Source organism: Enterobacter sp. AC1 (genome assembly GCF_050434705.1).
Taxonomy (GTDB): Bacteria; Pseudomonadota; Gammaproteobacteria; order Enterobacterales; family Enterobacteriaceae; genus Enterobacter; species Enterobacter cloacae_L.
This window is the reverse complement of sequence record NZ_JBNDIZ010000003.1, coordinates 157,880-177,396: the sequence shown is the minus strand read 5'-3', so window position 1 is coordinate 177,396 and position 19,517 is coordinate 157,880. Positions and strand designations below refer to the sequence as shown.

The 19,517-nt window shown below is 55.6% G+C and carries 17 protein-coding genes, 1 tRNA gene and 1 pseudogene; 11 read left to right on the top strand and 8 right to left on the bottom strand.

Annotated elements, in window-relative coordinates:
* Positions 1-49 precede the first annotated feature (49 nt).
* Positions 50-1,366, bottom strand: a complete 1,317-nt coding sequence (gene shiA, locus M2433_RS10635; RefSeq protein WP_429054472.1) for a shikimate transporter — start codon at positions 1,364-1,366, stop codon at positions 50-52.
* Positions 1,367-1,622: 256 nt separating this feature from the next.
* On the opposite strand from shiA, the gene pagP reads away from it, so the two are divergent.
* Positions 1,623-2,198 (top strand): lipid IV(A) palmitoyltransferase PagP, encoded by a 576-nt coding sequence (gene pagP / locus M2433_RS10630; RefSeq protein ID WP_238460032.1) that lies wholly within the window; start codon positions 1,623-1,625, stop codon positions 2,196-2,198.
* On the opposite strand, the gene M2433_RS10625 is transcribed toward pagP, so the two are convergent.
* From M2433_RS10625 to M2433_RS10615, 3 genes are read right to left on the bottom strand one after another with little or no spacing between them, the layout of a single operon-like run.
* Entirely contained in the window at positions 2,195-3,160 is a 966-nt protein-coding gene (locus tag M2433_RS10625; RefSeq protein WP_429054473.1) for an acyltransferase, read from the bottom strand. The genes pagP and M2433_RS10625 overlap by 4 nt on opposite strands.
* Positions 3,157-6,219 (bottom strand): efflux RND transporter permease subunit, encoded by a 3,063-nt coding sequence (locus tag M2433_RS10620; protein ID WP_429054475.1) that lies wholly within the window; start codon positions 6,217-6,219, stop codon positions 3,157-3,159. Before M2433_RS10620 ends, M2433_RS10625 begins: the two co-directional genes overlap by 4 nt.
* Entirely contained in the window at positions 6,219-7,304 is a 1,086-nt protein-coding gene (locus M2433_RS10615) for an efflux RND transporter periplasmic adaptor subunit (protein ID WP_429054477.1), read from the bottom strand. Before M2433_RS10615 ends, M2433_RS10620 begins: the two co-directional genes overlap by 1 nt.
* Before the next feature lie 396 nt (positions 7,305-7,700).
* Here M2433_RS10615 and M2433_RS10610 point away from each other — a divergent pair, with 396 nt between their 5' ends.
* The 3 genes from M2433_RS10610 to ldtA all read left to right on the top strand — a co-directional run bounded on the left by M2433_RS10610 (position 7,701) and on the right by ldtA (position 11,832).
* Entirely contained in the window at positions 7,701-8,132 is a 432-nt protein-coding gene (locus M2433_RS10610; protein WP_429054478.1) for a universal stress protein, read from the top strand.
* A 47-nt stretch (positions 8,133-8,179) separates the two neighbouring features.
* Positions 8,180-10,873 (top strand): cation-transporting P-type ATPase, encoded by a 2,694-nt coding sequence (locus M2433_RS10605; protein WP_429054479.1) that lies wholly within the window; start codon positions 8,180-8,182, stop codon positions 10,871-10,873.
* Between the two features lie 62 nt (positions 10,874-10,935).
* On the top strand, positions 10,936-11,832 hold the full coding sequence (gene ldtA / locus M2433_RS10600) for a L,D-transpeptidase (protein ID WP_429054481.1): 897 nt from the start codon (positions 10,936-10,938) through the stop codon (positions 11,830-11,832).
* Between the two features lie 145 nt (positions 11,833-11,977).
* Here ldtA and M2433_RS10595 read toward each other — a convergent pair.
* Positions 11,978-12,053 (bottom strand) — tRNA-Asn (locus tag M2433_RS10595).
* Positions 12,054-12,373: 320 nt separating this feature from the next.
* Here M2433_RS10595 and nac point away from each other — a divergent pair.
* Together nac and cbl are read left to right on the top strand one after the other, a co-directional pair.
* Positions 12,374-13,291, top strand: a complete 918-nt coding sequence (gene nac / locus M2433_RS10590; RefSeq protein ID WP_045908128.1) for a nitrogen assimilation transcriptional regulator NAC — start codon at positions 12,374-12,376, stop codon at positions 13,289-13,291.
* A gap of 96 nt (positions 13,292-13,387) precedes the next feature.
* Positions 13,388-14,338 carry an HTH-type transcriptional regulator Cbl gene (gene cbl / locus M2433_RS10585; protein WP_047346080.1) on the top strand — a complete coding sequence of 317 codons (951 nt, stop codon included), beginning with the start codon at positions 13,388-13,390 and terminating at the stop codon, positions 14,336-14,338.
* A 19-nt stretch (positions 14,339-14,357) separates the two neighbouring features.
* On the opposite strand, the pseudogene M2433_RS10580 reads toward cbl, so the two are convergent.
* Both M2433_RS10580 and M2433_RS10575 read right to left on the bottom strand, forming a co-directional pair.
* A pseudogene (locus tag M2433_RS10580) lies at positions 14,358-14,573 on the bottom strand (glutathione S-transferase); the annotation flags it as partial.
* Between the two features lie 43 nt (positions 14,574-14,616).
* Positions 14,617-14,757 carry a hypothetical protein gene (locus M2433_RS10575; protein WP_429054483.1) on the bottom strand — a complete coding sequence of 47 codons (141 nt, stop codon included), beginning with the start codon at positions 14,755-14,757 and terminating at the stop codon, positions 14,617-14,619.
* 125 nt (positions 14,758-14,882) lie between these two features.
* Between M2433_RS10575 and M2433_RS10570 the strand changes: the two genes are divergently transcribed.
* The gene (locus M2433_RS10570; protein ID WP_429054485.1) at positions 14,883-15,257 is read left to right on the top strand and encodes a type II toxin-antitoxin system RelE/ParE family toxin; all 375 of its coding nucleotides are present in this window, start codon (positions 14,883-14,885) and stop codon (positions 15,255-15,257) included.
* On the top strand, positions 15,241-15,543 hold the full coding sequence (locus M2433_RS10565; protein WP_167211435.1) for an XRE family transcriptional regulator: 303 nt from the start codon (positions 15,241-15,243) through the stop codon (positions 15,541-15,543). Before M2433_RS10570 ends, M2433_RS10565 begins: the two co-directional genes overlap by 17 nt.
* Before the next feature lie 86 nt (positions 15,544-15,629).
* Here the strand turns inward: M2433_RS10565 and M2433_RS10560 are convergent, their stop codons facing one another.
* A complete protein-coding gene (locus M2433_RS10560; RefSeq protein WP_429054487.1) occupies positions 15,630-16,562 on the bottom strand; it encodes a LysR substrate-binding domain-containing protein in 933 nt (310 codons plus the stop codon).
* Between the two features lie 141 nt (positions 16,563-16,703).
* Between M2433_RS10560 and M2433_RS10555 the strand changes: the two genes are divergently transcribed.
* The 3 genes from M2433_RS10555 to M2433_RS10545 all read left to right on the top strand — a co-directional run bounded on the left by M2433_RS10555 (position 16,704) and on the right by M2433_RS10545 (position 19,435).
* Positions 16,704-17,093 (top strand): RidA family protein, encoded by a 390-nt coding sequence (locus M2433_RS10555; RefSeq protein ID WP_429054489.1) that lies wholly within the window; start codon positions 16,704-16,706, stop codon positions 17,091-17,093.
* A gap of 48 nt (positions 17,094-17,141) precedes the next feature.
* Positions 17,142-18,101: a quinone oxidoreductase family protein gene (locus M2433_RS10550; RefSeq protein ID WP_429054490.1), complete on the top strand. Its 960-nt coding sequence runs from the start codon at positions 17,142-17,144 to the stop codon at positions 18,099-18,101.
* Between the two features lie 338 nt (positions 18,102-18,439).
* The gene (locus tag M2433_RS10545; RefSeq protein ID WP_429054689.1) at positions 18,440-19,435 is read left to right on the top strand and encodes a hypothetical protein; all 996 of its coding nucleotides are present in this window, start codon (positions 18,440-18,442) and stop codon (positions 19,433-19,435) included.
* Positions 19,436-19,517 lie beyond the last annotated feature (82 nt).

Here is a 19,517-nt window from a genome sequence, read left to right as displayed (position 1 = left end):
TGCGACTCTACCCGATAGTATGTCACACGCCTGTGAAACAAAAGTGAGATCAGCGGTGGCTCGTCTCTTTCATCAATAGCGCCGTCGCCGCCGACAGCAGGCAGCCGGCCAGCAGATAAATGGCCACGCTGTGCCAGTTTCCGCCGGAGAAGGTCACCAGCGCAGCGGCAATAAACGGCGTAAACCCGCCGCCGACCACGCTTGCGACCTGGTAACCCACCCCTGCGCCGCTATAGCGGTAGCTGGCACCGAACAGTTCGGTAAACATCGGCTGCTGGACGCAGACCACCATATCGTGAGCGATGTTCGCGAGCATAATGGCGAAGAAGACAATCCAGAAGATCGACTGCGCCTCCAGCGCCATAAAGAACGGCCAGGCGCTGAGGGTTCCCACCAGCGCCCCGGTAATATAGACGCGACGGCGGCCAAACCGGTCCGCCAGCCAGGCGAAGCAGGGTATTGTCAGGCAGCTTATCCCCCCGACCACCAGGCCGATATTCAGGAACAATTCGCGCGGCAGACCGAGGTTTTGCGTCGAGTAGTTCAGCGCAAACGCGGTGACGATATACATCGTCAGCAGTTCGCACAGGCGCAGGGCGATTATTTTCAGAAAAGCGCCAGGGTGCTGAACCAGGGCTTCCATCACCGGCAGCCGTTTTTTGGCGGCCGGATTTTCCTCCCGCTGCTGTTCGAATTCAGCGGACTCTTCCATCCCGTTACGGATCCACAGCGCGGCAACGACCAGCACGATGCTGAAGATGAACGGAATGCGCCAGCCCCAGCTCAGGAACTGTTCGTCGGTGGTGAGCTGGCTGATTAAGGAGACCAGCCCGGTGGACAGGAGCAAACCCACGCCATAGCCCACCTGCACGCCGCTGCTGTAAAACGCTTTCTTATTTTTTGGCGCGCTCTCTACGGATAACAGCGCCGCACCGCCCCATTCGCCGCCCACGGCGAATCCCTGGATGGCGCGCAGCATGACCAGTAACACCGGCGCCCACCAGCCTATGGCGGAAAAAGAAGGGAGAATGCCAATCAGCGCGGTGGCGATCCCCATCATCCAGACGGTGAGCATCAGCATGCGCTTGCGGCCGAGGCGGTCGCCGAAGTGGCCGAAAATCACCCCGCCCAGCGGGCGAAACAGAAAGCCGACGCCGAAGGTGGCAAACGCGGCGAGCGTGCCCATCGCGGGGCTGACCTGCGGAAAGAATTCGCGGTTAAAGACCAGGGCGGCGGTAATGCCGTAGAGCAGAAAATCATACCAGTCGACGACGGCACCCGCGAAGCTGCCTAAGGCTGCGCGGCGGGCACGGTTGAGCGAAGGTGTCTCCTCGTTGGGACGTTCGGAGATGAGGGTGGAGTCCATAGTTGTCCTGTCTGTACTGATTTTTAATTATTGGTATAAGAAAAGGTCACTCACGTTGCGTCCGTCATATAAACGGAACCTATGAGACTACCGCGACAAAACGCCTGAGAAAACGTTTTTATCTTTCCGGTAGGCGCTGAATAAATAAATTTCATCTTCCCCTGCCTCGAGATAAATCAGTCTGTTTGGCTCCGGTTAGTGCTGAATGGATTACAGTAATAGATACCGCTGCGTGACTTAAGCTGAGGGAAAAACGATGCAACGCACCTTTTCGGCCATCTGGATTGTCCTGTTTTTATTCGCCGCACCGCTTCATGCCGAGCCGAAAGTCTATGGAGAACAGCGAATTAGCGGCTGGTGGAATGCGCTGACGGAGGATATCTCCCAGACCTGGGAAGAGCCTCAACGTTACGATTTGTACCTGCCGTTTCTGAGCTGGCACGCTCGCTTTATGTACGACAAAGAAAAAACGGACAATTACAACGAAATGCCGTGGGGCGGCGGGCTGGGCGTTTCCCGCTATAACGAAGAGGGCAACTGGAGCGCGCTCTTCGCGATGATGTTCAAGGACTCGCACAACGAATGGCAGCCCGCGATGGGCTATGGCTGGGAGAAGGGCTGGTATCTGGATAATGCCAAAGATTTCCGCCTTGGGCTCGGTGCCGCAGCGGGCATCACGGCGCGAGATGATTTTGCAAACTATGTCCCGCTGCCGTTCATATTCCCGCTGTTTTCAGCCGGGTATAAGCGCGTTACCGTCCAGTTCACCTATATTCCTGGAACCTATAACAACGGTAACGTGCTCTTTGCCTGGCTGCGCTTAGGCTTTTAAAGGGTGATCACCTTTTTTGCCACGGCGTTGGACAATACCAGCATGGAGAAGAGCACCGAGGTGACGAAAGTGAGCACAATCAGCGCCAGCTTCATACCGAGAGAGGTCACCGGGATCAGCGCCGTCAGCAGGTGAAACACCGAGTAGTGGACAATATACACGCCGGTCATTGTTTTGCTGATGGCGGCCAGCACTGACTCCTTAAACTCAGCATTGCGGCGAAAGCGCACCCCGTTCGCCGCAATCACCAGCGCAATAATCAGAATGTAGATTTGCGAGCCGGTAAGAATAAAGGCGTTTCTGTCGGCCTTGAACAGGGCAAAAAAGAAGTGGCGCTCGTAAAACCAGGTGAAGAGATAAATAAACGGGATGGCGATAACTGCTCCCCGTACCACCTTTTTGCGGCTTATCCACTCGGCGACTTTAGGGTCGCAGAAGAGTTGCCCCGTCAGATAAAACAGCAGCCATGTCCACAGGCGGTACTGTGGTGAAAGCGAAAGGACGTGCGTTTCAGGATAAAGCGCCGATAGCAGATCGTATCCGTAGGAAAAGAACAGCAGGGCAGCAATCGCGCCGCAGAACAGCGCTCTCCGCTGGCTAAGCCACTCCACCGCCGGGTGGAAGGTGTAAATCACGACAAAAGCGAACACGAACCAGGGCTGGATTAAATACCCGCGCTGATAGGGCTCCCACAGGTAGTAGATCGTTATCCAGAACAGAAAAACAATCACCAGGCTTTTAATTTTACCCAGCTGCCAGCGGGTGCCGTGTCGGGATTGTCCGTCGAGATAGCCCGCAACCACAAAAAAAAGCGGCGTGGCGATGGTCGAAATAAAGGTTAAAAACCCCAGAATCCAGTGATAGTCGTAATCATAATGATCCCAGGTGTTGTAGATGGTAAAGAAGGTGACCGCCGTCATACAGCCCAGCGTCTTGATAATGTTCAGCCCTGTCGCATTCATTGTTGTTTGGCTTCGTCCTTACGATGGAAACATGCATAGATCACGGGAAGTACCAGCAGCGTCAGGATTGTAGCAAACCCCAGTCCAAACATAATCACAACGGCCATGCTCTGGAAGAAAACATCCAGCAGCAGCGGTGCCAGGCCAAGTACGGTAGTGAACGCGGTGAGCAGGATGGGGCGCAGGCGCGAGGTGGCGGCATAAACGATCGCGCTGTGCTGATCCTTTTGCGTTTTCTGCTGTTCGATCTCTTCCACCAGCACGATGCCGTTGCGGATGAGCATTCCGCTCAGGCTCAGCAGGCCAATCAGCGCCATAAAGCCAAAGGGAATGCCGGTAATTAAAAATCCCGGCGTCACGCCAATCAGCGCCAGCGGTACGGTCAGCCAGATAGCGACGGCGTTTTTTACCGAGCTAAACATCAGAACCGTAATGACAAACATCACCAGATAACCGAGGGGTAGCGTAGTGAACAGCCCTTGCTGCGCTTCGCTGGAATTTTCCGCGTCGCCTCCCCACTCAATGCTGTAGCCGTGTGGCAGGGGAAGGGCATCTACCTGCGGCTTCACGCGAGCGAGGATATCGCCGGAGGTTTGCTGGCTTAGCGGGTCCGGGTCCGTCTGAACCGTCAGTACCCGCGAACGGTCGCGTCGAAGGATGAGCGGATCTTCCCACTCCAGCGAAAAGCGGCTGACGACGTTACTCAGCGGGATATACTGCTGCCGGGCCTGGCTCCAGACCAGCACGTTGTTCAGGTGATTGGCGTCCAGTCGTTCGCTTTCCGGCGGGCGTACCACGACCGGGAGCAGGTCGCTGCCTTCCCGATACAGCCCCGCACGACTGCCGGAGAAATTCATCTCCAGCGCGTTGTCGACGTCCTGCTTATCCACGCCAAGCTCGCGTCCCAACGCGGCGACATACTGCGGACGGATCACCTTGCTGCGGTTTTGCCAGTCGTTCCTGACGCTGCCTGTGGCAGGATCGCGCGTGAGAATATTGTCCACCTGGCTTGCTATCAGACGCAGCCTGTCAGGGTCGGGGCCTTGAATGCGCACCTCAATGGCGCTGTCGCCGGAGGGGCCAAACATCACGCGCTTGGTGCTGGCGTTGACCTGCGGATAGTTTCGCGCGATGTACTCATCCACGTGGCGCGTCAGGGCGGAGATGTTGCGCTGGTCATCCATGCGCACCATGATCTGCGCATAGTTACTGTACTGCCGCTGTCCGCTGTAGGTCAGAATAAACCGCATGCTGCCTTGACCGATGGTTGAAACGGTAGTTTCCACGCCCGGCTGACCGTTGATGGTTTTCTCTATATCGCCGGTCATCTTCTCGGTCCACTTGATATCGGTACCGTAGGGTAACCAGAGATCGACAAAGAAAATCGGCGTATTAGACGACGGGAAAAAATTTTGCCGTACGGCGCCAAAGCCCCAGACGGACGCAGCCAGCAGCGCAGCCATCACAATGAGCGTCGGTGTCTTATGGTGCAACAGCGTGTTAAGCAGGTCCTGGTAGAGGCGGTAGAGTCGTTTGTCGTAGGGATCTGACTCGTCACTTTTTTGCGGCGCGCTGTCGTTTTTAAACAACCACCATTTGATCAGCACCGGGGTGAGGGTGAGCGCCGAGAACCAGCTCAGCATCAGGGAAATCAGCAGCACCTGGAACAGGGATTTACAGTATTCCCCGGTGGAATCCTGCGACAGCCCGATAGGGGCAAACGCCAGGATGGCGATCACCGTCGCCCCCAGCAGCGGCAGGGCGGAGCGGCGGATGATATAGTTCACGGCGGCCAGCAGAGGCGAGCCCTGCTGTCGGGCAATCAACACCCCTTCGACAATTACGATGGCGTTATCCACCAGCATGCTGAGGGCGATAATCAGGGCCCCGAGCGAGATGCGCTGCAGCTCAATGCCCCACAGATACATAATCAGCAGCGTGCCCAGCACGTTCAGCGCGAGGGAAAACGCGATGATGATCCCGCTGCGGACGCCCATAAAGATCAGCAGCACGCCGATGACAATCGCCAGCGCCATCAGGAAGTTAATGATAAACCCGTTAACGGAGTGGCCCACTTCCGCGGCCTGATCGTAGAACAGGTCGATGTGTATCCCCGCCGGTTTTTCCGCCGACATCTGGTTGAGCTTCGCCTCCAGCGCGTGGCCGACGTCAATCACGTTCACGCCGGGAATAAACGAGACGCCCATGGTGACGGCTTTTTTACCGTTGGCATGATAGAGACTGGCGGGCGATTCGTTCAGCCCGCGCGACAGCGTGGCGATATCCCGCAGACGCGTCGCCGCCCCGGTGCCGGAAGGCGTGATGATGATATCCGCAAGCTCATCAAGATTTTCGAACTCGCCGGTCGGGTGAAGGCGAATAGATTCGGTGCCGGAGGTGATTTCTCCTGCGCTGGAAACGACGTTAAGTCTGCTGAGCAGGACGGAAAGCTGGTTCAGCGTAATGCCGCGCGCGGCCATTTTGGTCAGGGAGATATCGATGTTGACCTGTTGGCTAATGGCCCCGCCGATGGCAACCTTCGCGACGCCGGGGATCAGAATCAACGCGCGGCGCAGCTGCTCCGCATATCTCACCAGTTCAGGATTACTGAATTCATCTCCGGAAATGGCGAAGAAGAAGCCGAACACGTCGCCGAAATCGTCATTCACAAAGGGCGTGATGACGCCGGGCGGGAACTGACGCGAGGCATCGCCCACGCGGCGGCGCAGTTCGTCCCAAATCTGCGGCAGTTCGTTCGAGTGATAGCGTGAAGCGATGTTAACGGTGATTTGCGACAGACCGTTTGACGAGATGGAGCTCACGTTGTCCAGATAAGGCAGCTGCTGAAGGGCATTCTCCAGCGGCAGCGTAACCTCCTCTTCAACCTGCTGAGCGGAGGCGCCGGGGTAGTGGGTGACCACCACGGCGGTTTTGATGGTAAAGGCGGGATCTTCCAGCCTGCCGATATTTAACAGGGCGAAAATACCCCCGATGCCCAGCAGCAGAATCGTTAGCCAGACGCGAACAGGGTTATTAATAAATTGACGAGAGATATCCATTACAGTCCCCGTTCACGCGTCCAGATACGCACCGGCTGGTTAGCATGGAGTTCCCCAACGCCTGCGGCCACCACGCGCTCGCCTGCCTTAAGCCCGCTGGTGATTACCACGCCTTCGGTACTCACTTGCCCCACGCTGACCTTGCGGTCTTCAAGATGGAGCGCGTCGTCTTCTCCCGTTACGACCCAGACGTGCGGCTCATTGCGCGGGCTGTTGTCCGGGTTAAAGACTGCCTCAACGGGTACAACCAGCGTCTGAGCGCCTGCGCCAGCCGGGAGATTGGTTAAGTTGATGGTCACCGTACCGCTTACGCCACCGACGGCGGGAAAATCATCGGGCCGCGGCATGGTGAGTATCACCTGCCAGGTCAGGGTGTTGCTGTCGCTGCTGCCCGAATGCTCTTTGTAGACGGCGGTAAACTCCCGATCCGGGAAGGCGTTAATTTTCACCACGGGACGATACTGCGTATTACGGATGTCAAAGGTTTTGAACAGGTTCTCCGGAATACTGAACACCACGTCCAGCAGGTCGGTACGGGTTAACGTCGCGATGGGCTGACCGGCGGACACCACCTGATGGTTTCGTACGTGTACGCTGGCCGCCGTTCCGCTGAAGGGGGCGACGAGCGTCATCTGATTCAGCTCTTCACGGGCAATCTGCAGCGCCGCATTCGCCGAATCGCGGTTTGCACGCTGCACGTCCATTTCTGCTTTCGAAATCGCCTGGCGGCCCGCCAGCGTCTGGAAGCGATCGAACTGCCGCTGGGCCAGCGTCGCCGCCGTTTGTCTGTCATTTACCCGCTGCTGGGCTTCACGGGCATTCAGTCTGGCAAGCTGTTGCCCCTGCTTGATGGCAGCGCCCTGACGTACATCGAGCGCTTCAATTTGACCGGCGCGCTTGAAGGAAAGGTCTGTGGCATCGCCCGATTCAATGCGGGCGGGAAAAACGCGCTGCTGGGCGTGACCCGGAGCCGTCACCTCCGCCACTTTTACCATTCTGGGCAGGGGAGAGGCTTGCTTGGGTTTCGGATCGCATGCCGTGAGCGTTAACAAAACGAACGGTAAAAGAGAGAGGTAGCGGTTCACTGTATTCCCCTAATAAATAACTCTTTTATTTATTCCATGACCTGGACAGGGGTGACACTATTCTGCCAGAACAGTGACGACCATATAGGTAAATAAACCAATCGCCGTGCTGGCGATAATGGCGAGTGCAATAAACATACCCAGGCGGATCAGGCTTAAACCATACATACATTCCTCCATGAGCCGGAAGCGGTGTCTGACTATGAGCATAGTCGGCGAAAAGATAAATGTTAAATAACCATTATCAGGGGGGAAGCGCTAAACCTGATATTCCTGTGCTACGTTTAATATTATTCATCTCTTTTTATCGTAACTGGCATTAAGGGCAACCCCCTGCATTTAATGCGTTTTTTTGCTTCATTCACTCTCGTGTTGGTTATAAAAAGGATGCTCGATATGTATAAAAACATTCTCGTTCCGGTGGATGTCTACGAGACAAGCCTGGCGGATAAAGCGTTGCAGCATGCACGGTTTCTGGCGCAAAGCGCGTCGGGTGACATTCATTTGCTGCACGTCATGCCCAAATTTTCAGCCGAACTGACGCGTGGTTTTATTTCAGATGCGCGCAAAATGGATGAATATATGATTAATAATTCGAAAGAAAAACTGTCTGAGCTGCTCAAAAAATTGAATCTGCCAGAAGAGCGTGTTCATCTCCATGTCCGTAGCGGGAACGTTCGTGATGAGGTTATTAAGCTGGCGGATGAACTGGCTGCCGGCGCGATTATTGTCGGCTCTCGAAATCCAAATATACAAACCCATTTGTTAGGATCGGAGGCCGCAAGCATTGTTCGTTACGCACATGTTCCTGTTTTCGTTATTCGTTAATTACAGAGAAGCAAGGTGATTTCTGAATAGAACCTGAGGAAGGAACGATGAAAACAGGAAAACCTGAACGTCCGTATTATCAACAAACCGTTGACGAAACCCTGTCGAATATCCACTCCACCCTGGAAGGCCTTAGCGGCACTGAGGCATCAGCCCGACTTCAGCAGCACGGTGAGAATGCGTTACCGCAAAAAAAGGGCAAACCGGCCTGGCTGCGCTTCCTGGCGCATTTTAACGACGTATTGATTTACGTTCTGCTGGTGGCCGCGTTGCTTAAGCTCTTTATGGGCCACTGGGTAGACATGTTTGTGATCCTTGGGGTGGCCATCATTAACGCGCTGATTGGCCATATCCAGGAGAGCAATGCTGAAAAATCGTTGCAGAGCATTCGCAATATGCTCTCCAGCGAAGCCGTGGTGGTACGGCAGGGGAATCATGAAACGATCCCCACCACGGCGCTGGTCCCGGGTGACATCGTGGTGATCCGCGCCGGGGATCGTATCCCTGCGGATCTGCGCGTGATTGAAGCGCACAACCTGCGCGTGGAGGAGGCCATCCTGACCGGCGAATCCACCGTTGTTGAGAAAAACAGCGATGCGTTAAGCGGGGAACTGCCTTTAGGTGACCGGTATAATCTGCTCTACTCAGGCACCACCGTCAGCTCCGGCGGTGGTAAAGGCGTGGTGGTGGCGACCGGAGGCGAGACCGAGCTTGGCCATATCAACCAGATGATGTCCGACATTGAAAAGCACCGCACGCCGCTGATGGTGCAGATGGATAAGCTCGGTAAGACTATCTTTATCACTATCCTGGTGATGATGGTGGCGCTGTTTGTCTTTAGCCTCCTGTTCCGGGATATGCCGGTTTCTGAACTGGTGCTGTCGCTTATCAGCCTCGCCGTTGCCGCCGTGCCGGAAGGCCTGCCGGCCATCATATCTATTATCCTTTCGCTTGGCGTACAGGCCATGGCGCGCCGCAAGGCCATCATTCGTAAGTTGCCCACGGTGGAAACGCTGGGGGCGATGACGGTCATCTGCTCGGATAAAACCGGCACCCTGACGATGAATGAGATGACGGTCAAAGCGGTGATCACCGCTGACACGACCTATCGCGTGGAGGGCGACAGCTACGAACCGGTGGGGAATATTCACCCCGTAAATGACCCGACGCCCGTCAGCGTGACGCAGGGCTCCCTGCTGGAACGCTACCTGCGCACCATTGACCTCTGTAATGACAGCCAGCTGATCAAAGACGAGCAGGGGCTGTGGAAAATCACCGGGGGCCCAACCGAGGGCGCGCTGAAGGTGCTGGCGGCGAAAATCTCGCTCCCACCGCTCGATACCGAAATGCGCAGTAAAATCCCGTTTGATTCGCAGTATAAATACATGTCCACGCTGTACCGGCTGGGCGATGAAGAGGTGATTTTAATCACTGGCGCGCCAGACGTCCTGTTCCGCCTCTGCCAGTACCAGCAGACGAATGACGGGCTGCAGCCGTTCGATCAGCCGTACTGGGAAGGGAAGATTGAAGAGTATGCCCGGGAAGGGCTGCGCATGGTGGCGGCGGCCTGGAAACCTGCCCACGAGGGACAACGCGAGCTGGAGCACCCGGACCTGCAAGATGGCGTGATCCTGCTGAGTATTGCAGGAATGATGGATCCGCCGCGTCCGGAGGCCATCACCGCCATTGCCGACTGTCTGCAGGCCGGGATCCGCGTGAAAATGATCACCGGCGACCACCCGCAAACGGCAATGAGCATTGGGCAAATGCTGGGGATTGGTAACGCCGCAAGCGCTATCACCGGGCGTGAGCTGGAGGCAATGGACGATCGTCAGCTGAGCGACGCCGCCCAGCAGTACGATATTTTCGCCCGAACCAGCCCGGAGGATAAATTCCGCCTTGTGCAGGCTCTGCAAAGTAAACAGGAAGTCGTGGGCATGACCGGGGATGGCGTAAACGATGCCCCGGCGCTCAAGCGGGCGGATGTGGGTATCGCCATGGGGATTAAGGGGACGGAAGTCACCAAGGAAGCCGCCGACATGGTGTTAACAGATGACAACTTTGCCACCATTGCCCGCGCGGTGCATGAGGGACGTCGGGTTTACGATAACCTGAAAAAGACCATTCTGTTCGTCATCCCCAGCAACATCGCGCAGGCTCTGCTGATCATCATCGCGCTGCTGGCGGGGAACCTGATCCCGTTAACGCCGGTCCTGATCCTGTGGATGAACATGGCGACGTCGGCCACGCTGTCGTTTGGCCTGGCGTTTGAAGCGGGTGAGAAGGACATCATGAACCGGCCTCCGCGTAAGGCGAATCTCCATGTGATGGACGGCTATGCCATCTGGCGCGTGGTGTTTGTCGGTCTGATGATTGCCATCAGCGCCTTCGTGCTGGAAGCCTGGCTACAGCCGCGCGGCTATTCGGCGGAATTTATCCGCACCGTGCTGCTGCAAACCCTGGTCACTGCGCAGTGGTTCTACATGCTCAACTGTCGCGTGAATGACGGCTTCTCGCTGAGCAAAGGTCTGCTGGAGAACAAAGGGATTTGGATTGTGAGCGGCGTACTGCTGGCGCTACAGCTGCTTATTATTTACGCACCCTTCATGCAGATGCTGTTTGGCACCGAGGCGCTGCCGTTCCGCTACTGGGTCATCACCCTGCTGATTGGTTTTGCGATGTTCCTTATTGTCGAGGCGGAAAAAGTACTGACGCGCAGGTGGCGCAAAACCGAGGCGTGATAGCGTAAACTGAGAAAGCCTGCCTGAGCCCAGGCTTTCTCTTTTTTTGAGCACAGAAAACTATGATTCGACTTATCTGGTTCGTCCTTACGCTGTGCGCCGCTGTTCCCGGTGCGTTTGCCGTAACCTATCCGCTACCGCCGGCAGGCAGTCGTCTGGTGGGAACCCCGATTATCATCACCGTTCCCGAAGGCAACACGCTGCCTCTGGAAGGCTTTGCCGCGCGGTACGGGCAGGGGCTGAGCAACCTGCTGGAAGCAAACCCGGGCGTGGATCCTTTTCTGCCCAAATCCGGCACACGGCTGGTCATTCCCCAGCAGCTGATTTTGCCTGACACCGTCCGGGAAGGCATTATCGTGAATGCGGCGGAAATGCGCCTTTACTACTATCCGCCCGGCGGTAACACCGTTGAAGTGCTGCCCATCGGCATCGGCCAGGCCGGGCGCGAAACGCCGCGTAACTGGGTGACGGCGGTTGAGCGCAAGCAGGAGGGGCCCACCTGGTCTCCGACGCCGAATACGCGCCGCGCCTATGCGGCAGAGGGGAAAACGCTGCCGGCATTCGTGCCCGCCGGGCCGGATAACCCGATGGGGCTGTATGCGATTTACATCGGCAGGCTGTACGCCATTCACGGCACAAACTCGAATTTCGGCATCGGGCTGCGCGTGAGCCAGGGCTGTATTCGTCTGCGTAATAACGACATCAAATACCTTTTCGATAATGTCCCCGTAGGAACGCGCGTGCAGCTTATCGACAGGCCCGTTAAAAGCACCACCGAGCCGGACGGTAGCCGCTGGGTGGAGGTGCATGAGCCGTTGTCACGTAACCGCGCAGAATTTGAGTCAACACGGAAAGTGCCTCTGCCCATTTCAGCCGCGCAGCGGACGCAGCTGATAAACGACGGGGCGGGAGCCGAACTGGAGCGGCGGTCGGGGATGCCGGTAAAAATTGGCATGTGAGGTGATTGTGCGGGCTGGTGCCCTCACCCCAGCCCTCTCCCACGGGAGAGGGTGCACACACTAAAAACGGCAACTCGGTTGCCGTTTTGCATTTACCTTGCGCAGAAAAGCAAAAAGCCTGCTTTAAAAGCAGGCTTTTCAAATTTGGCTCCTCTGACTGGACTCGAACCAGTGACATACGGATTAACAGTCCGCCGTTCTACCGACTGAACTACAGAGGAATCGTGTGAACGGGGCGCATATTATCGACCTGCGTTCGCCTTGTCAAAGGGTGGATCAACGCCTTTTGATCGTTTGCTGACAAAATCGGCAAAGTGGTGTTTTTGCCAGCGGAATGCACCGCTTTGGTGCGCGTATACCCCTAATGGGGCAGATCATAAACTGCTGTTTCAGTAATAAAACCCACCTCCGTGATTAGGTTTCCTTATTTTCAGGCGCTTAGCGAACAATTTGGACCGACTGGTAAAAGTGGCATTCATATTGCAAACCTGTTCAACAACGACAGCCGGTTCCGGCACAGCATTTTCGAACAGGGGGCAAAATGAACTTAAGACGACTGAAATACTTCGTAAAAATCGTCGATATCGGCAGCCTGACTCAAGCGGCAGAAGTGCTGCATATCGCGCAGCCTGCGCTGAGCCAGCAGGTGGCTACTCTGGAAGGCGAAATGGATCAGCAGCTGTTGATTCGCACCAAACGCGGCGTCACGCCAACGGAAGCCGGTAAGATCCTGTATACCCACGCGCGCACTATCCTCCGCCAGTGTGAACAGGCGCAGCTGGCGGTGAACAACGTGGGCCAGACCCTGAGCGGGCACGTTTCTATCGGACTGGCGCCGGGAACGGCGGCATCGTCTATTACCATGCCGCTGCTGCAGGCCGTTCGCGCCGAGCTGCCTGAAGTGCTGGTATACCTGCACGAAAACAGCGGGTCCGTACTGAATGACAAACTGCTGAGCGGCCAGCTGGATATGGCGGTCCTTTACGATCGCTCCCCGGTCGCCGGGATCACCAGCCAGCCGCTGCTGAAAGAAGATCTTTACCTCGTGGGCACCCGCGACTGTCCGGGCCAGAGCGTAGACCTTACCGCCGTGGCAGAGATGAACCTCTATCTGCCGCGCGATTACAGCGCCGTGCGCGTGCGGGTGGATGAAGCATTTTCCCTGCGCCGCCTGACGGCAAAAATCATCGGCGAGATCGATTCTATCTCCACGCTGACCGCGGCCATTGCCAGCGGAATGGGGGTGACGGTTCTGCCGGAATCTGCCGCGCGCTCGCTGTGCAGTGCGGCAAATGGCTGGATGGCGCGTATCACCACGCCTTCAATGAGCCTGCCGCTGTCGCTGAACATGTCCGCGCGCGGATCGCTCTCGCCGCAGGCGCAGGCGGTAAAAGAGATTTTGATGTCGCTGGTCAGCAAGCCCTCGCTTGAGAACCGCGAGCTTCAGCTCGTGAGCTGATATTCCATAAAAGCATAAGATGCTGGTTTTTATTATTTGTTCTGCAGCTCAGCTGACTCTAACAATAGAGCTATCTCAGATGCGCCGGAGTGAATCGTGAATTTCCAGCAACTTAAAATTATCCGTGAGGCGGCCAGGCGGGACTACAACCTGACCGAGGTCGCCAACATGCTTTATACCTCTCAGTCCGGCGTCAGCCGCCATATCCGCGAGCTGGAAGAAGAGCTGGGGATAGAGATCTTTATCCGCCGCGGCAAGCGTCTGCTGGGCATGACCGAGCCCGGCAAGGCCTTGCTCACCATCGCAGAGCGGATCCTCAATGAGGCCAGCAACGTTAGACGCCTGGCGGATCTCTTTACCAATGACGCCTCTGGCGTGCTTACCATCGCCACCACCCACACCCAGGCCCGCTACAGCCTGCCGCCGGTGATAAAAGCCTTCCGCGAACTTTTCCCGGATGTCCGTCTGGAGCTCATCCAGGGCACGCCGCAGGAAATTGAAGTGCTGCTGCAAAACGGCGGGGCGGATATCGGCATCGCCAGCGAACGCCTGAGCAACGACCCGCTGCTGGTGGCCTTCCCGTGGTTCCGCTGGTACCACAGCTTATTACTCCCGGTCGATCATCCGCTGAATCAGGTCTCTCCCCTGACGCTGGAAGAGATTGCTAAGTGGCCGCTGATCACTTACCGCCAGGGCATTACCGGACGCTCGCGCATTGATGAAGCCTTCAACCGCAAAGGGCTCACGCCGGACATCGTGCTGAGCGCGCAGGATTCCGATGTCATTAAAACCTACGTCGAGCTGGGCCTGGGGATTGGGCTGGTGGCGGAACAGTCCGGCGGCGAGCGCGAGGCCGGGGATCTGGTGCGTCTTGATACACGCCATCTGTTTGACGCCAATACCGTCTGGCTCGGCCTGAAGCGCGGGCAGCTACAGCGCAACTATGTATGGCGCTTTATCGAGCTCTGCAACGCCGGGCTGTCCGTCGATGAGATTAAACGCCAGGTGATGGAGCCGGAAGAAGTGGCGATTGATTACCAGATTTAGCTGCTGGCTTGCCCGGTAGCGCTGCGCTGACCGGGCTCATTGACTCAATAAACGTCCCGATAACCGTACTGGTGACGGCAACCCGATCGGGAGCGTAGGTGGTCGGACGCGTCTTTAGCAGCGCATTCCATTCCCTGCAGGCCGCCAGCAGCTGGACTGTAATGCGATTGACCCAGGCACCGTGCTGCTTTTCTTCCGGGCGCAGGTTATGCTCATACACATTTTGTACCCCTTTCACTGCGCCGTATCCCTGGCCTTACTGACTGGTGACATCGCCGTTAACGGGGGCGAAGCCGGAGGTGGCTCTCTTTGTCGAGCGGCTGGATGAGGAAGTGGCGGCCTGGCGTCAGCTCACGGAGTTCTGAACTCTTTTTTACGGTACTGCTCGCAATGCGGTGAATGCCTGACGGGTGATTCATCGAAATACTCCTGCACGTCTTCAGCTTTCGCGTAACAGCACATGGATCATGCACATTCTCTCAGGATAATTGCTGCTATAGCTTTACTGCTATATAGCTTTTGATCTATATTTCACGGAGGAAGTGTGTGGGCAATTATCACGACGGACAGGTTTGATTGCTGGTTTCGTTCACTTGACGATACTGACCGGGCCTGCGTGCTGGCAGCACTGCTTGTTTTGCGAGAAAAGGGGCCGGCTTTGTCGAGACCCTATGCCGATACGCTTAAAGGCTCTCGTCACAGTAACATGAAAGAGCTGCGCATTCAGAGTAAGGGCGATCCGTTGCGGGCATTTTTCGCGTTTGACCCAAATCGAACCGGCATTGTGCTTTGTGCTGGCAACAAGGCCGGCAACGAAAGACGATTTTACGATGAGATGCTGCTGGTGGCTGACCGGGAATTCACTCACTGGTTGAATACATTAAAAGAGAGGGCGTTGCGCGATGGGCAGAAACCTTGAGCAGCTTATAGCGGATGAAAAACCGGATGTTGTTGCCAGCGCTCAGGCAATGGCGGCCGACATTTTGCTTAACATTCACCTGGCAGAGCTTCGTGAAAAGGTGCAAAAAACGCAGGTTGAAATGGCACAGGCGCTGGGCATCAGGCAGCCCACCGTCGCGGTTATGGAAAAGCCAGGGCGCGATCTGAAACTCTCTTCACTTAAGCGCTACGTTGAGGCAGCGGGTGGAAAGCTTAAGCTTGATGTTGAGCTGCCGGATGGCTCGCACTATGAGTTTGTGCTGTAGGGCAAAAAGCTGCGTCAAAAGCAGCTTTTTCAAATTTAGCTCCTCTGACCGGGAGCGTCTTTGCCAGTAACGGGCGAATAAATAAGCTAAATCTCATTTCCCTTTCTATTGGTGTTGGGGACATGCTGCTGCATCAATTCAACGATCCAGTCAATAAAAACGCGCAGCTTAGCGTTGACGTGGCGGTTCGGTGGGAACGCCAGGTGCAGGGGCATTGGACTGATACGCCATTGTGTAAACAACGGAATCAAAGCGCCGGCAGCCTGATGCGCTGCCGCCATATAGACTGGCAGCGCAATCACGCCCAACCCGGCTAACCCGGCTTCGAGGTAAGCATTGCCATCATCCACGGCAAGCACGTAGCTGCCCGTGATTTCAACATGTTCACTGTCACTGCGCAGTACCAGAGGATCAATCTTGCCGGTGCGTGAGGACAAGAATCCTACTCTGCGATGGTCGGTGTTTTCCAGCTCTCGCGGGTGCGCAGGGGCGCCAAGGCGTTCCACATAGCTGGGGGCGACGTAGACGCCGATTTGCAAATCTCCGACATGGCGAGCAATGAGGGACTGGTCGTTGATTTCGCCGCCGCGCAGGACGCAATCCACGCTGTCGCCGATCAGATCCACCACCCGGTCGCTCACGCCCATGTCGAACTGGATGTCAGGGTAGCGCGCGTGGAACGCCGGTAGCGCCGGTACAAGGATGAGGCGGGCCAGCGGACTGGGCACATCTACCCGTAGCCGTCCCCTGGGCGTCATCGCCGCGCTGGACAGGCAGTTTTCAGCATCTTCCATGTCTGCCAGCAGGCGGATGACGCGTTCGTAGTAGACCGCGCCGTCGGGAGTCACGCCGAGCCTGCGGGTGGTGCGATGGAGCAGTTTAACGCGAAGGCGCGCTTCCAGCTGCTGAACGAGCTGCGTCACCGTGGTTTTGCTCATATGAAGCGTTTGAGCAGCCTTTGTAAAGCTACCAGCCTCCACCACGCGAGCAAAGGCGCGCATCGCATCGAAACGATCCATTCCTTATCCTCTCTTTTCGCCTATTGTTTGGATATTACAAACAATGATGGACAAAGTCGCTTGTTTATCCGCCCGATCCTGCACCTGTAAAGTGTCTTTATGTTCACCGGGCTGATTTCGCCCCATTACAAAGGTAAAAACATGACGGCACGCGATGCAGTTTTTCCCACCGGTCGCCAGGCGCTCTATGAGCGCAATCGCTATTCACCGGCCATTAAATCCAACGGTTTCCTGTTCGTTTCGGGGCAGGTTGGCAGCCGCGAGGATGGTTCGCCAGAGCCCGATCTGAAAGCGCAGGTCAGGCTGGCCTTCGATAATCTTAATGCTGTTCTCGCGGCTGCGGGCTGCACGTTCAGTAACGTGGTTGACGTGACCCTCTTTGTCGTCGATCCCGAGTCAAACCTCGACGCTATCTGGAGTATCCTGCCAGAATATTGGGGGGAAGCGCCTTATCCTACGTTGACCGGAATCGGGGTGACGTGGCTTTACGGATTCCAGTTTGAAATTAAGGTGATTGCCAGGCTGCCCTGAGCGTTACGGGATTTTTCGCCAGTCGAAAGATAAGACAGAGGAAAATTTATGAAAGCAGCGGTTTATGACGTGGAAGGCGCCCCCGGCGTCCTGAAATATGTCGATATCCCGGATCCGGTCACTGGGCCCGACGATATCCTGATTGCGGTCGAGGCTATCTCGATTGAAGGGGGCGATCTGATCAACCGCCGTTCAACTCCGCCGCCTCTTCCTTCATGGGTCGTCGGCTACGCGGCAGCGGGCACTGTGGTTGCCGTCGGGTCGAAAGTCCGTAGCCGTGCGGTTGGGGACAGAGTCGCTGCTTTTCACATGCAGGGATCGCATGCGGAACGTTGGGCTGTGCCCGCGAAACGAACCTGGCTTATACCCGACGGGGTGGGTATGGCAGAAGCGGCGGCGGTACCGATTTCTTTCGGAACCGCGCATCATTGCCTCTTCACACGCGGTATGCTCCGGGGCGGAGAAACCGTCCTGATTCAGGCCGCTGCCGGTGGCGTAGGGCTTGCGGCCGTTCAGCTTGCCTCACAGGCAGGTGCAACGGTTATCGCCGCGGCTAGCGGAACGCAGCGAAGAAGCCGGTTGCTTGAACTTGGCGCCGATTATGTTGTGGATCGTACAGAGAATAACCTTGTGGACAGTGTCCGTGAGTACACCCATGGCACCGGCGTTGACCTCGTCATCGATCCGGTGGGGACCACGTTGTCTGCTTCACTTTCTGCACTCGCTCCGGAAGGACGTCTCATTTTCGTCGGTAATGCCGGCGGCGGCAGTCTGACCGTCGACCTGTGGCCGCCAATGCAGTCTAACCAGACGCTCATGGGGGTATTCATGGGACCCCTTTTTGAAAGACCCGAAGTTCGGACAAGCGTGGACGACATGCTGCAGGCTGTAGCGGCAGGGCGCATCAGGGTTGTCATTGATCGCATCTTCCCCCTGGCTAACGCCGCCGCGGCTCACGAATACGCTGAGACAGCGAAACCGCTTGGCCGCATCGTTATGAAGCCATGAGCGGAGTGAACTCAACCTGGCCCAAACTCTCCCAATGTGATGGAAAATGAAAACAAAAAAGCCTGCTTCAAAAGCAGGCTTTTCAAATTTGGCTCCTCTGACTGGGATCGCCTTAGCCATTAACTGGCTGATTAATAAGCTAAACCTAAATATTGTGGTTGTCAAGACCACCAGAATGACCACCTATTTTTTCTGGTTTTTTCTTTCTGTACACAAGTCGAGTACTATGGCTTGTACACCACCTTATCTATGCTTTCCTTCAAACCAGATAAAGCGCGAAAAAGCTGTGCGGTAGATCAGCTAAGGATTGCTACATAACACCAGGAGCCAGATAAATGATGGAAGGTAAACTAATTTTCTGCTCGGACTCAATACTACGCTTTCGTTCTGATTACGATGAAACAACAGCTCTTCCGTTACTCTCAATACAGAAAGCCATTTCAGATACCGATCCCTTTTTTCTTCTCAGGTTCTTTCGTCATACCGTGATGATTGAAGAAGGAACAACGCTGGCGAATATCTTTTTTGCAATTGAGCCGTGGAAGGAATTGCTAACCGCTTACTTGGATCGGGATGTTGGAGCCTATATTGACGAAGTAAGAAAACCATCTAAACCGACCACATGGGATCTTGAGTGGATTGGCATTGATCGCCGCAGCTCTGTTTACCGCGCATATCAGCATCAGGATATGGGAGACGGTGAGGATTTAACAGCCTGGTTCAACCGTGAGCGGATCCCCACTGACGAATTTGATATAGAAAGTAGCTGCGATGCTTCCGGTTTTATCAAAGGTGATAAAGAACGCTGGAGCCTTAGCGAAAATGTCCACGAAATTAAAAATCTGCCAGTGATCCTCTACAGCAAGCAAACGCTGATGACCTTACAGAAGGATGAGCTGCTAAGAGAAAGTGCCTCTGGGGTAAATAATGCCGATCGTAGCCATTTTGTTTATGGGGATACCTCTTTTTCCTTCTATGAAGTAATGGAAGCGATCTTCATTAGTGGTTTGTTCTTCCATACCCCAAGTATTGCGACAAACTGCTTTGACGGGTTAAAAAACAGTCTTGATGGTCTGGAAAACGAGGCGTCGAAGGAGACTGAATCTGATCTTACCGACAGTGAAGAAGAGAAACCGCTAAAAGTAGAAGTTGCCGAGGGGGCTTTTGATTCCCTGATTAACCATATGGAGTCTGAAACCGAAAACTGGCAGCTACTCAAGAAACAGTGCCAAAAAGAGGGTTCTTTGCCAGTCAGGATTGGACTTATTACACCGGCAAAGCCGCCAGAGTTGCGTTTGTGCGGAGAGATTTGCCGGGATAGCAGTGGCGTTTAAGTTGTTATCGATTTCTATAATGTTTTTGAGGCAGAGGTTGAATTTATGTCACTGTTTCAGCGAGAAAAAAGGATCTCCAGCT